Genomic DNA, 12,590 nt, shown 5'->3' with positions numbered 1-12,590 from the left:
CAGCAGAGGGAAGCTCGGGGGCGGGGTGCACCGTTGGGGAGACGGCTCCCGTGTGGACCTCCGGGGAGACCGCGCCGGTCCGCGGGGACGGGGACGGGGGTGAGGCGTTCGGATCAGGGAGCCGGGGCGCGCTGTCGTGCCGCTGGGGCCGTGCCGGTAGCTGTTCTTGAGGCTGTGCCTGCTCGTGGGGGCGGGCGGAGGCCTGTGTGGTCGTGAGGGGGCCCTCGGGGCCGAACCCCGCCGGAAGCGGGCCGAGTTGGTCGAAGATCTCGATCAGCTCGTCGTCGGGGCCGGGCTCCGGAAGGAGTTCCCTGGCCGCGACGAGCGCCTTACGCGCTCCGTTGGCGGTGCGGAACCGAGCCTGCGGGTCCGGTTCGAGCAAGGACGCCACAACCTGCCACAGAGGCTCGGGAATCCCCTTCGGGGCGCCCGGAGTGCCATGCGCCGCGAAGTGCTCGACGAGGGCCTTGGCATCCGGTTTGGCGCCTTCCAGGAGATAGAGGGCCACCAGGCCTACGGCGAAGAGGTCGGCGGGGAAGTCCGGCTCAGCGCCGGTCAGCTGCTCAGGCGCGACGTAACCGGGTGTGCCCACCACGTAGTTGGTCTCCGTGAGCCGGGGCTCGCCGAGGCGCATCGAGATGCCGAAGTCGGACAGCCGCAGCCGGGGACGGCCCGTGCCGGTCGCCTCCAGCAGGATGTTGGCGGGCTTGATGTCACGGTGCACGACCCCCTCCGCGTGCACCGCGGCGAGCCCCGCCAACAGCTGGTCGAGCAGTGTGCAGACGAAGGCCGGCGGCAGAGGACCGTAGTCCCCGATCAGGTGGACCAGCGAGCCACCACCGACGAGGCCCATGGTGAACAGGACCTTGTCGTCGTCGGCGGCCCAGCTGGCGGGAGCGAGCACATGGGGATGGTCGATCCGCACCGCCTGCTCGCGCACGAACCGCAGCAGCGAGTGGGCGTCGCGCTGCTGGAGCACCTTGGCGGCCACGTACCGGCGCCGCCGGTGGTCCCAGGCGCGCCAGACGGCACCGACTCCCCCGTGTCCGATCGGGTCGACCAGTTCGTACCGGCCGGCGAAGACCTCACCCATGGCGGTGCGTCGATCCCCCTTCGGCGGTCGGTACGGCGGCCTCTGCAAGGTGCCCGGCTGCCTGGCTTTTCCTGCTACCGGAGCCCAACGGGACTCCGGTAGCGGAGGTTCGGCGGCCGGGCGGTGTGCTCAGCTCTGGTGGGACTGGTAGTGGGCGACCGCGTCGGAAGTGCGGCCGGCCCCGTACACCCGGAGGAACTCTGCCAGTTCCGGGTGCGTCGGGGCGAGGGTGTCCGCCGCGTCGATGATGTCCCCCGCCGCGGACACCGACCGCAGCAGTGACTGGATCTCGCGCACCACGCGCTTCACCGTGGGCGCCCCGCCCGAACTGGTCGTCGACTGCGTGGTGTTGTTGAGCACCGAGCCTCCTTGCGACTTCTTGATCTCCTCCATGCGCTCGGTGGCTTCGGCGGCGCTCACACTGCCGTCGGCCACCTGACCTGCGAGATCCTGCAGCAGCTGGACACGCTGGACCACCGCGGGATTGCCGATCTTGGCGCGCTGGCCGCTCATCAGCTGAGACAGCATGGGCGCCGACAGGCCGAGCACCCCCGCCAGGCGGGCCTGGTTGAGACCCAGGTCGTCTATGAGCCTACGGAAGAGCGCCCCCAGCGGCTCCCCGTACCAGTTCCGCTGCAGCTCCCGGGCTCTCGCGGTTGCTTCCTGCTGTGCGGCGTCCATGCGCGTCTCCCCATCGCTTCCCCAAGTACCGTGGTTCGCTGTAGCGAACCACGTCGTGCATCTTACGGAGAGTGGTCGTGCACGGGGAGCCCCAATCTTTTTGCGGGATACCCCGGGTGACCCGGTACTCTGGTCTGCGGTGGTGGTCCGGAGGGAGATCCTTCTGGCACATCCCTCCCTTTCGGGGCCTTAGCTCAGTTGGTAGAGCGCTGTCTTTGCATGGCAGATGTCAGGGGTTCGACTCCCCTAGGCTCCACGATAAGAACCCCCTCCGACCGGCTTTACGCAGGTCGGAGGGGGTTCTTTGGTGTGTGGCAGGGCGTGGGGCGGGTTGCGGACCGGCTTCCTCGGGGGTTCGGGGAACCGGCGGGCTTCCGCCCGGGAGGTCCAGGGCCGACGACCGTGCAGATTTTTGGGCTCACGTGTTTTCGTGGTGCTCCCGTCCGACACCCGGCTGGTCAACGAGTTGGGTCCGAAAGGGAATTGACCGCCTGTCGTGGCGTGACGTGACCTCATCAAACTTCACGGTGCACCTTTCCTGAGCGGCGAAACCCCTGTTGGGCGCATGATCCGTGAGGTGCATCACAAGGTTTCGTTGCGATCTTTGCAATTGTTTTCGCAAAGGGTCGCGTACGGGTGGGATGGGGTGACCACCGCCCGAGGGGTCGGGGTGGCGTGAGGGTGGCATGCAGGAGTCGTGAAGGCATGCGTGAGCTGCTGTGAACGAAGGTGCGTAATCAGAAAGGTGCGCTCCGTTAAGCGGATTGGCGTGAAGGGTGCGCAGTCGGCCAGTTGCAAACGTCATCGCGGGTCAAAGACGTGAACAGCCCGCTCACGGGGCCGCCGGGCAGCCGTCACCGTGCGCCGGATGAACGGCGCCTCCTCGCCGAAGGGCGTCGGTTTCACGTGAAACATGGCTGTGGGGCAAGGGACTTGAAGTCCCTTGCCCCACAGCCGGCCACTCTTGTCCTGCGGTCCTGCGGTCCTGCGGTCTGTCGGGTGCGGGTGTCCGCGCCATACGGCATCAGGCGTGCCGGTCGCGTCAGCCGCGCTTCTTGTGGTCCGACGCCTCGGCCTCCGCCTCGGCCTGCTTGGCCTGGACCTCCGGGTCGAGGTCCTCCTGGCCGCTGCCGTCGACCGACGTCAGGCGGCCGGTCTCCGGGACCTCGGTGGCGGCGGGCGGTTCAACCAGCCAGTCGGGATTGGCCTGCTTGTCCCACCACTTCCACGCGGCGAAGGCGCCGCCGGCCAGGATGCCCAGAACGGCCAGCCCCTTGGCGAGGCGGCCGGCCCTGGCCCGACGCTCGTGCTTGCGGACCAGCTTCTCGATCTCCCTGGCCGAGACCTGGCCGCGCAGGGCTGCCAGTGCCGCCGTGCTCCGGGACGCGGCCTCCTCACGGGCGGGGCCGGCCGCGGCCCTGGCCTGCTCCAGCCTCGGGCGGGAGTAGTCCGCTGCCTGCCGGGCGGCCTTGCGGGTCCGGACGGCGGCTTCGTGCGCGGCCTGGTCGACCTTCGGCGGCACATGGGTACGTGCCTGTCCGATCCGCGGTGCGAGATGAGCGTCGTACTGAGTGCGTGCCTGCTCGGCGGCTTGGAGAGCGGCGGACGACACCATGGGCGCGAGCTTGACGCGCGCTTCATGCGCGTAGTGGGTGGCTCGGTCCTTTGTCGTGTCGGCGTAGGGCGCCACCACTTCCGCGGCGTGCCGCATGCTGTCCTTCGCCGACTCGGCCGCCGCGCGCACGCTGTCCTTGCGGGTCACGGGATCCTCCTCCTCGGTGGCGTACATGGGGGCTTGGAGCGCTTGGGGCCATCCCCCGGAAAGTCACAGTTCACCTTTCCACCCTTATCCGGATCATGCCTGCCGGAGCGCTCCGGGGCATGCGAGGGCGGGCATCCGGGTCATGAATGGTGAATCCGGGTGTACTTGATGCAATAGCCGATCAATACGGTGCAATGGGAGCTTGCGACGACCATGGCACGGATCCGCGCACCGCGCGCCCGTCCGGTACGTGGCGACTGGAGCGGCCCATAGCAGCTGAAGCGGCCCGTGGTGGCCGAAGTGGCCTGTCCGGCGGTGACGGAAGACTGGCAGCGCGGTCCATGCGAGGATCGGGGAGTCACAAAGGACAACGGAAGGCAGATCGTGGCTGAGCAGCTTTACGCCACCCTGAAGACCAACCAAGGCGACATCGAAGTGCGGCTCCTGCCGAACCACGCGCCCAAAACGGTCCGGAACTTCGTCGAACTCGCCAAGGGCGAGCGTGAGTGGACCAACCCGGCCACGGGTGAGAAGACCACCGACAAGCTCTACGACGGCACAGTCTTCCACCGGGTGATCAGCGGATTCATGATCCAGGGCGGTGACCCGCTGGGCAACGGCACCGGCGGCCCCGGTTATGAGTTCGAGGACGAGTTCCACCCCGACCTCGCCTTCGACAAGCCGTACCTGCTGGCCATGGCGAACGCCGGCCCGGGCACCAACGGCTCGCAGTTCTTCATCACCGTCTCCCCGACGGCGTGGCTGACCCGCAAGCACACCATCTTCGGTGAGGTCACCGACGCGGCCAGCCAGAAGATCGTGGACACCATCATCGCGGCGCCGACCAACCCGCGCACCGACCGCCCTGTCGAGGACGTCGTCATCGAGTCGGTCGCCGTGGAGACCCGCTGAATCCCGCTGAATTCCCGCCGAATTCCGCTGAATTCTGCTGAATCGAGACCCGTCGGCGAGCCTCTGCCCGGCCCGTGCCGGAGAGCTCCCGCAGGGAACCAAACGCCCCGCCCGTCCGTAAGGATGAGCGGGGCGGTGCGTTGCATACCGCGTGCGGCCGAAGGACAAGGGGACCTCCATGGATCAGGCGCCAGGCAGCCCGCAGGAACCGCAGGGCACCCCGGGCCTGCCCACCTGCTACCGGCATCCGGACCGCGAGACCGGCGTCCGCTGCACGCGATGCGAGCGCCCCATCTGCCCGGAGTGCATGATCAGCGCTTCGGTCGGCTTCCAGTGCCCCGAGTGCGTACGGGAGGGTTCCGGCACGGGCCACGCGCCCAGCGCCTCCCGGCCCCGCACCCTCGCGGGCGGCACGATCGCCTCGGACCCGCGACTCGTCACCAAGATCCTCGTCGGACTCAACCTCGCCGCCTTCCTGGTCCAGCTCCGCGTGGGCGACCGCGTCACCGACAGCTTCAACCTGATCGGCCGCGCGTACGTGCCGGTCCTCGGGAGCGTCGAGGGCATCGCGGAGGGGCAGTGGTACCGGCTGGTCACGGCGATGTTCCTGCACGGGAGCTACATCCACATCGCGTTCAACATGCTCAGCCTGTGGTGGATCGGCGGCCCCCTGGAGGCGGCCCTCGGCCGGGCCCGCTATCTCGCCCTGTACGGGGTCTCCGGCCTCGCGGGCAGCGCGCTCACGTATCTGATCGCCGAGCCGAACCAGCCCTCGCTCGGTGCCTCCGGCGCGATCTTCGGCCTCTTCGGCGCGACCGCCATCCTGATGCGGCGGCTCAATTACGACATGCGCCCGGTCATCGCCCTGCTGGTGATCAACCTGATCTTCACCTTCGGGTGGAGCAACATCGCGTGGCAGGCCCACATCGGCGGCCTCGTCGGCGGTGTCCTCGTCGGTTACGCGATGGTGCACGCGCCCAGGGAGCGCCGGGCGCTCATCCAGTACGGCGCGTGCGCGCTGGTGCTGATCGCGGTGGTGGTCATGACGTTGGTCAGGACCGGGCAGCTCACCTGACCGCAGCTCACCCGAGCCGGGCGGCCCGGCTTTCTTGTGAGCCGGGCGCCCGAGCCAGAGAGGCACTGAGCCCCGTCCGAGCCACGTCCGAGCCCCGGCTGAGAGCTGTCGAGAGTCATCGGAAGGCCACGTTGTCCACAGACCGTGGCGGATCTTGTGCATGCTGTTGGGGAACAGGTGTGCCCCCTGTCGCTGACCTGGGTTTCCGCAGGCAGGACGGGGGGCGAACACACTTCCGGGTTGCGGTAGGTCAGTCACACCGGCGTCAACACCCGGTGGGTTATCCACAGCTCTTACGACCTTTTCCCCATGGCTCCCCAAAACCTTGTCCCCATGTGGATATCGCTGTGGATAACTCGGTGGACAGCTTGCGCCAGGGGTTGCGAATGAGGGCTTGCGCGGAGTCCGTGCAAGCCCTCGACCATCACCGTTGGGCCCTGGTGGGGGCTACTTCCACTGCGTCGAGACGCCGAATCCCGCCGCGATGAAACCGAAGCCGACCACGATGTTCCAGTTGCCCAGCGAGTCGATCGGCAGCGAGCCGTCCGTCACGTAGAACACGACGATCCAGGCGAGGCCGATGAGGAACATGGCCAGCATGACCGGGGCGACCCAGGCACGGCTGTTCAGCTTGATGTTGGTCGCCTGCTTCGCCGGGGGCGGCGTGTAGTCGGCCTTCTTGCGGATACGTGACTTCGGCACGAGGGTCTCTCCTGTCGATGCGCTGCGTGGCCGCGCAGAGAACGTGGGCTGCCGGGGCAGCGTACAAGGGGACTCTTAGTGCTCCCCCGGGCGTCCGTTAGCGTAGTGCTTCCGCGGCGCCGAAGGAGATAAGGGTACGTTGAGCAATTCTGCCGACTCTCCCCGGTCGGGTTCCAGCCCTGACCGTATCCGGCGATTCCGGCCGGTGCGGCTGTTGACCGTGGCCGTCTTCGCGCTGGCCGGGCTGATCTTCTTCACCAGCTTCGACACGGCCAAGGGCACCAACATCCGTACGGACGCCTCGCTGCTGAGGCTCTCCGACCTCATCCAGGAGCGCAGCCACAAGAACGGGCAGCTCGACGAGAGCAACGGATCACTGCGCGACGACGTCGAGACCCTCGCCGAACGGGACAACGGCAGCACCGCGGCGGAGGCGGCCAAGCTCGCCGCCCTGGAGAAGAACGCGGGCACCCACAAGCTCAAGGGCAAGGCCCTCACCGTCACCCTCGACGACGCGCCTCCGAACGCGACGGCCAAGCTCCCCGGCTATCCCGAGCCGCAGCCCGACTACCTGGTCATCCACCAGCAGGACCTCCAGGCCGTGGTCAACGCCCTGTGGCAGGGCGGCGCCGAGGGGATCAAGGTCATGGACCAGCGGCTGATCTCCACCAGCGCCGTCCGCTGCGTCGGCAACACCCTGATCCTCCAGGGCCGCGTCTACTCACCCCCGTACAAGATCCAGGCGGTCGGTGACCCGGAGAAGCTGCAGAAGGCACTCTCGGCGTCCAAGGCCATCCAGAACTACATGGTGTACGTCAACGTCTACGGGCTCGGCTGGAAGGTCGAGGAGGACGGGACGGTGACTCTTCCCGGCTACTCGGGCACAGTGGATCTCCACTACGCGAAGCCCGTGGAGTAGAAGCCTGTGAGGTAGTGAGCAACTGCCGCTGGGGGGACCTTGTGTCGGTGCGAGTGGTCGTGAGGACGTTCAGCGAGCTGTGCGTCACGGTCGGCACCGTGATCGTGCTCTTCGTGGTCTACGTGTTGTTCTGGACGGGTGTGAAGGCCGACGCCGCGATGAACGACCAGATCGAGCAGCTCCAGCAGCAGTGGGCGAAGGGTTCCGCGACGGCCGAGCCCGACAGGCCGACGGAGATGGGGACAGGGCCGGGAGCCGAGACGGGAACGGGCAGCCCGAGTGCGGCTCCGGCTCCAGCCCCGGCGAAGTCCGTCGCGTACAGGAACGGCAGGCCCTTCGCCGTCATGTACATTCCGCGGCTTGGTTTCACGTGGAACAAGCCCGTGCTCGAAGGCACCGGGACGAAGACCCTCAAGAAGGGCCTGGGCCACTACGCGAGCACCGCGCGCCTCGGTGAGCGGGGCAACTTCGCCGTCGCTGGCCATCGCCGGACGTACGGGGACCCGTTCAAGGACTTCCCCCGGTTGCGCCCGGGGGACCCCGTGGTGCTGACCGACGGCACGACATGGTTCACGTACCGCGTCGACACCGAGCCGTACAGGACGCTCCCCGGTGACACGGCGGTCATCGACCCCGTACCGAGGAAGTCCGGGTACACGCGAGAGGGCCGCTATCTGACGCTGACCACCTGCGACCCCGAATGGGGCCACAGTCACCGGCTGATCGTCTGGGCGCATCTTGATGCGACCCAGCCCGCAGAGGCTGGGAAACCGGAGGCCCTGCGCCGTTAGTCTGGTCGGGTACGGCGTGAGTCTGGTGCCGTGGGTGCGACGGAAGGGACGGCATGTACGGCTTTATCTGGCGGCATCTGCCAGGGAACACGTGGATCAGGGCACTGCTCTCCATCGTGCTGGTCCTCGCGGCGGTCTACGTGCTCTTCCAGTACGTCTTCCCGTGGGCCGAACCGCTGCTGCCCTTCAACGATGTGACGGTGGACAACCAGTGAGCGCGCGGATTCTCGTCGTCGACAACTACGACAGCTTCGTCTTCAACCTGGTCCAGTACCTCTACCAGCTCGGCGCCGAGTGCGAGGTGCTGCGCAACGACGAGGTGGCGATGGCGCACGCGCAGGACGGGTTCGACGGCGTGCTGCTGTCGCCAGGGCCGGGTACTCCCGAGGAGGCCGGGGTCTGCGTCGACATGGTGCGGCACTGCGCCGCGACCGGGGTCCCCGTCTTCGGGGTCTGCCTCGGAATGCAGTCGATGCAGGTGGCGTACGGCGGCGTGGTGGACCGCGCGCCCGAGCTGCTGCACGGCAAGACCTCGCCGGTCGAGCACGACGGCAAGGGCGTGTTCGCCGGGCTGCCGTCGCCCTTCGTCGCGACCCGCTACCACTCGCTGGCCGCCGAGCCGACGACCGTGCCGGCCGACCTGGAGGTCACGGCCCGTACCGAGGACGGGATCATCATGGGTCTCAGACATCGTGAACTACCGGTCGAGGGCGTGCAGTTCCACCCAGAGTCCGTGCTGACCGAGCACGGTCACCACATGCTGGCCAACTGGCTGGTGGAGTGCGGCGACCAGGGAGCCGTGGCCAGGTCGGTGGGGCTCGCCCCGGTGGTGGGCAGGGTCACGGCGTGACCGCCCTGCGCCCCGAGCGCGACAGTGCCGGCCCGTACCGCGAGGACGCCGGGTACGGGGGCGCTGCGGCGTTCGAGGCGCCGCCGGGCGTCTACGGGGGCGAGGCTCCTTTCGGGGCGGCCTCTGACACCGGGCCGGCGAGTGGCGGACTGGCGGGTGACGGCCGGACGGGCGGCGCGATGCGGGCCGCCGTCGACGGCCTGGCCGATCCGCTCAGCGACCCTCTGCCGGGCCTGCGGCAGGCTGCGGCGCCGGGGCAGCAGGAGTGGTACGACCCGCAGACGTACGACCCGGACTGGAGCGTCGGGCAGAGCGCCGCTTCGACGTACGCGGAGCCGGTACGCCGGGCGCACACGGAGCCGGAGCACGGCTGCTCCGCACCACGCCCGCCGTACACGGACACGGCGCCTCAGCAGCCCTACACGCAGCCGCAGCCGCAGCCGCAACCGCAGCCGCGATCACAGCCGCGATCACAGCCTCAGCAGACCTATACGCAGCCGGCACCGGGGCCTTCCTACACGGGGCCCCAGTCGGCGTACCCCGGGGCCCAGCCGTCGTATGCGGAACCGCAGGCGGCGTACGCCGAGCAGCCACCACAGCCGTACGCCCAGTCGTACGCGCCGCCGTACGAGGCCACGCCTGCCGTCGAGGAGACGGTCGCGCTGCGCATAGCGGACGCGGGGTCCATAGCCGGCTCCCGGCGGGCCACCGCTCCCTCTGCTTCCTCTGCCAGCCCCTCCGCTGCCTTCTCCGCGTCTTCTGCGGCCCCCGCAGCCGCTCCGGGCGGTATGGGCGCTCCCGGCGCCTCCGGGGGCCGTGCGGCCCGGCGTAAGGCCTCCGGGCGGCACGGCAGGCACGGCGGGTCGTCGGAGGAGTCGGCAGAGCGGGCGGATTCGGCGGCCGATGGCGATGCGCCCCCCTCGCGCATGGCGGCGCGGCGTGCGGCGCGGGCGCGGAAGCCGGGCGCGGCCGTGATGGCCAGCCGGATGATCGGCGAGGTGTTCATCACCACCGGCGTACTGATGCTGCTGTTCGTGACCTACCAGTTGTGGTGGACGAACGTCCGGGCCCACGCGCAGGCCGGCAACGAGGCGAGCAACCTCCAGGAGGACTGGGCGAAGGGCAAGGGGAAGCCGGGCACGTTCGAGCCGGGGCAGGGCTTTGCTCTTCTGCACATTCCGAAGCTGGACGTGGTCGTGCCGATCGCCGAGGGCACCGACAAGAAGCGGGTGCTGGACCGCGGCATGGTGGGCCACTATGCCGAGGAAGGCGTGAAGACCGCGATGCCGGACGCCAAGACGGGGAACTTCGGTCTCGCGGGGCATCGCAACACCCACGGTGAGCCGTTCCGCTACATCAACCGTCTCAAGCCGGGCGACCCGATCGTCGTGGAGACGCAGGACAAGTACTTCGTCTACAAGATGGCGTCGATCCTGCCGGTGACCTCGCCGAGCAACACGTCCGTCCTGGACGGGGTGCCCAAGGGGTCGCCGTTCAAGTCGGCGGGCCGCTACATCACTCTCACGACCTGTACCCCGGAGTTCACCAGCAAGTACCGCATGATCGTCTGGGGCACGATGGTCGAGGAACGGTCACGCGACAAGGGCAAACCCGACGAGCTCGTCGGCTGAGCACGCGGTTCGAAGACCTCCACGATCCACCCCCTCCCACGATCCACCACTTCCCACGATTCAAGACCTCCACGATTCAAGACCTTCCAAGATTCCTGAGCGACACCAGACGGGGAAAACGCAGTGGCAGCGACGACCGACCACGAAGAGCACACGGACGCGCCGGCGTCCTCGCCCGCGCCGCGGCGGCGCGGCGGCGGCCCGATCGCCACGGCCGTCAGCGTCCTGGGTGAACTCCTCATCACGGCGGGCCTGGTCCTCGGGCTGTTCGTCGTCTACTCGCTGTGGTGGACGAACGTGATCGCGGACCGTGAGGCCGACAAGCAGGGCGACAAGGTGCGCGACCACTGGGCCGAGGACCGTGGCCCGGTCGGCCTGGACACCAAGGACGGCATCGGCTTCCTGCACGTCCCGGCGATGAAGAACGGCGAGGTGCTGGTCAAGAAGGGCACCGCCACGAAGCTGCTCAACAACGGCATCGCCGGCTACTACACGAACCCCGTCAAGTCGGCCCTCCCGCAGGACAAGAAGGGCAACTTCTCGCTGGCCGCGCACCGTGACGGCCACGGTGCGAAGTTCCACAACATCGACAAGCTCAAGAAGGGCGACGCGATCGTCTTCGAGACCAAGGACGAGTGGTACGTCTACAAGGTCTACGCGACCCTTCCGGAGACGTCGAAGTTCAACGTCAACGTCCTCGGGCCCGTCCCCAAGGAGTCGGGCAGGAAGAAGGCGGGCCGCTACATCACGCTGACGACCTGCACGCCGGTCTACACGTCCCGCTACCGGTACGTCGTCTGGGGCGAGCTGGACCGCGTGGAGAAGGTCAACGACCAGCGGACGCCACCGGCGGAGCTGCGCTGAACCGATCGGCCCCGTGCGGGGAGGGCTGTCGCCCAGCATGACGGAGGCCCGAAGCCGCAACGTGCTCTTGCGACTTCGGGCCTCTCCTGTTGCTACGTCTCCCGTGCTACGTCTGCCGCAGTGCTTTGAGACGTACTCCGGCGCTCCACGCCTCCAACTCGTCGCGGTTCACGGTGATGACTCCGCTCAGATCGGCGATCGCTTGCGCTTCCAGACTGAAGTTGCAGGTGGCGACAAACAGGGCAATGTCCACATGAGTGATGGCTCGTGCGGCGCCGGCGAACTTCTGCATGTCGGCGCTCGTAACGGACCAGCGACCGGCACGGTTCTTGCACTGGACGGCGATCGTACGGCCGTCGGCTGCGCAGGCCGTGATGTCGAGGCCCCGGTCGGTCCGGGCCTGCCGTACGACGACCTGTGTGCAGCCGTCACGACGGAGCAGGTCGGCGACGTGGTGTTCGAACGCCTGCCATGTCATCGCCTTGATGGTCGCCCTGACCTTCTCGGAGGGTGCCTCTCCTTCCAGGCCACTGAGCCGTCGGTGGTGCCAGCACAGCTTGCGCTCCACGTTCTCGATGTCCTCACGGAGCGCGATGAGTTCCTGGCGGTGCTCGCTCGATGTCTCGATCAGGGCGTTGAACATGGGGACAACTGTCTTGCCCAGGATGTGGGTGATGCGTCGGTCGATGCGGTCGTCGAGGGAGATGGCGTCTGTGGCGACAGGGTTTTCCACAGGTTGCGTCCGCGCCATGTACTCCGTATCGAGGAGGTACGTACGCACCTGACGTGCGACTTCGCTGTCGCGGAGCAGCATGGCGACGTTGAGGACGGCGCGGCGGGAGAAGAGTGCGAGAGATGCTGTGCGTGACTGGATTCCACTGAGCTCCTTGAAGGAGCTCAGTTCTGGACCTGTCAAAACCCGGTAGCCGTTGTCTTCCAGTTCTGCTCGGTGGTCGACGACCAGGGAACGGATGGCTTTGATGCCCACCCCGAAGTACGTGGCGACCATCGCCGTCGTCACATGCATGCCGTCCGGCAGCAGCGACAGTGCCTTGACTCGGTTCAGCACTTCCGTGCGCTCCAGGACGCCGTTCCGTAGCGCCTTCGATTCCAGCAAAGCAGTTTCGTTGATCATGCTCTGTCCCTTCGGTGCGTGCCGTGGCCGTGCGGCTGGGGCAGAGCCCTGTTGTCCACCCCCAAAGTGCAACGAGTCGGGACATACGAAGATGTGGTCGGGTCTTGCTCAGAAATTCGAGCGGATGGTCGGCCGTGTTCCGCCGATGCCGCAGATGCCCCTCTTCCCGTGCCCG

At 68.0% G+C, this 12,590-nt stretch carries 12 protein-coding genes, 1 tRNA gene and 1 pseudogene; 9 read left to right on the top strand and 5 right to left on the bottom strand.

Features of this window, described 5'->3' with window-relative positions; genetic code table 11:
* Positions 1–1,093: serine/threonine-protein kinase (locus tag AOK01_RS30455; RefSeq protein WP_245702479.1), on the bottom strand; the 1,093-nt coding region annotated here is incomplete at its 3' end.
* 129 nt (positions 1,094–1,222) lie between these two features.
* The gene (locus AOK01_RS30450; RefSeq protein WP_055517315.1) at positions 1,223–1,774 is read right to left on the bottom strand and encodes a helix-turn-helix domain-containing protein; all 552 of its coding nucleotides are present in this window, start codon (positions 1,772–1,774) and stop codon (positions 1,223–1,225) included.
* A 183-nt stretch (positions 1,775–1,957) separates the two neighbouring features.
* Between AOK01_RS30450 and AOK01_RS30445 the strand changes: the two genes are divergently transcribed.
* Positions 1,958–2,030 (top strand) — tRNA-Ala (locus tag AOK01_RS30445).
* Positions 2,031–2,816: 786 nt separating this feature from the next.
* Here the strand turns inward: AOK01_RS30445 and AOK01_RS30440 are convergent.
* Positions 2,817–3,536 carry a DUF5324 family protein gene (locus tag AOK01_RS30440; RefSeq protein WP_055517321.1) on the bottom strand — a complete coding sequence of 240 codons (720 nt, stop codon included), beginning with the start codon at positions 3,534–3,536 and terminating at the stop codon, positions 2,817–2,819.
* A 384-nt stretch (positions 3,537–3,920) separates the two neighbouring features.
* Between AOK01_RS30440 and AOK01_RS30435 the strand changes: the two genes are divergently transcribed.
* The gene (locus tag AOK01_RS30435; protein ID WP_055517313.1) at positions 3,921–4,448 is read left to right on the top strand and encodes a peptidylprolyl isomerase; all 528 of its coding nucleotides are present in this window, start codon (positions 3,921–3,923) and stop codon (positions 4,446–4,448) included.
* A 178-nt stretch (positions 4,449–4,626) separates the two neighbouring features.
* Positions 4,627–5,523: a rhomboid family intramembrane serine protease gene (locus AOK01_RS30430; RefSeq protein ID WP_055517320.1), complete on the top strand. Its 897-nt coding sequence runs from the start codon at positions 4,627–4,629 to the stop codon at positions 5,521–5,523.
* A 447-nt stretch (positions 5,524–5,970) separates the two neighbouring features.
* On the opposite strand, the gene crgA is transcribed toward AOK01_RS30430, so the two are convergent.
* Positions 5,971–6,225, bottom strand: coding sequence for a cell division protein CrgA (gene crgA / locus AOK01_RS30425; protein ID WP_055517312.1), 255 nt, complete (start codon positions 6,223–6,225; stop codon positions 5,971–5,973).
* Between the two features lie 139 nt (positions 6,226–6,364).
* On the opposite strand from crgA, the gene AOK01_RS30420 reads away from it, so the two are divergent.
* The 6 genes and pseudogenes from AOK01_RS30420 (at position 6,365) to AOK01_RS30400 (ending at position 11,280) form a co-directional block, all read left to right on the top strand.
* The gene (locus AOK01_RS30420; protein ID WP_079103881.1) at positions 6,365–7,144 is read left to right on the top strand and encodes a DUF881 domain-containing protein; all 780 of its coding nucleotides are present in this window, start codon (positions 6,365–6,367) and stop codon (positions 7,142–7,144) included.
* A 47-nt stretch (positions 7,145–7,191) separates the two neighbouring features.
* The gene (locus AOK01_RS30415) at positions 7,192–7,935 is read left to right on the top strand and encodes a class E sortase (protein WP_055517318.1); all 744 of its coding nucleotides are present in this window, start codon (positions 7,192–7,194) and stop codon (positions 7,933–7,935) included.
* Positions 7,936–7,951: 16 nt separating this feature from the next.
* Positions 7,952–8,150, top strand: a pseudogene (locus AOK01_RS43035) (hypothetical protein).
* A complete protein-coding gene (locus tag AOK01_RS30410) occupies positions 8,147–8,785 on the top strand; it encodes an aminodeoxychorismate/anthranilate synthase component II (protein WP_055517309.1) in 639 nt (212 codons plus the stop codon). Before AOK01_RS43035 ends, AOK01_RS30410 begins: the two are co-directional and overlap by 4 nt.
* A gap of 179 nt (positions 8,786–8,964) precedes the next feature.
* Positions 8,965–10,416, top strand: a complete 1,452-nt coding sequence (locus tag AOK01_RS43030; protein WP_425424769.1) for a class E sortase — start codon at positions 8,965–8,967, stop codon at positions 10,414–10,416.
* Between the two features lie 123 nt (positions 10,417–10,539).
* Positions 10,540–11,280: a class E sortase gene (locus AOK01_RS30400; protein ID WP_055517305.1), complete on the top strand. Its 741-nt coding sequence runs from the start codon at positions 10,540–10,542 to the stop codon at positions 11,278–11,280.
* Positions 11,281–11,386: 106 nt separating this feature from the next.
* On the opposite strand, the gene AOK01_RS30395 is transcribed toward AOK01_RS30400, so the two are convergent.
* Positions 11,387–12,415, bottom strand: a complete 1,029-nt coding sequence (locus tag AOK01_RS30395) for a restriction endonuclease (protein ID WP_055517304.1) — start codon at positions 12,413–12,415, stop codon at positions 11,387–11,389.
* Positions 12,416–12,590 lie beyond the last annotated feature (175 nt).

Source organism: Streptomyces aurantiacus, from assembly GCF_001418335.1.
Taxonomy (GTDB): Bacteria; Actinomycetota; Actinomycetes; order Streptomycetales; family Streptomycetaceae; genus Streptomyces; species Streptomyces aurantiacus.
The sequence above is the reverse complement of the archived record's forward strand: the minus strand, read 5'-3'. Positions and strand labels throughout refer to the sequence as shown.

Excerpts from the sequence above, each read along its gene's own strand:
- AOK01_RS30395 (WP_055517304.1), bottom strand. The coding sequence starts at position 12,415 with ATGATCAACGAAACTGCTTTGCTGGAATCGAAGGCGCTACGGAACGGC.
- AOK01_RS30450 (WP_055517315.1), bottom strand. The coding sequence starts at position 1,774 with ATGGACGCCGCACAGCAGGAAGCAACCGCGAGAGCCCGGGAGCTGCAG.
- AOK01_RS30430 (WP_055517320.1), top strand. The coding sequence starts at position 4,627 with ATGGATCAGGCGCCAGGCAGCCCGCAGGAACCGCAGGGCACCCCGGGC.
- AOK01_RS43030 (WP_425424769.1), top strand. The coding sequence starts at position 8,965 with ATGCGGGCCGCCGTCGACGGCCTGGCCGATCCGCTCAGCGACCCTCTG.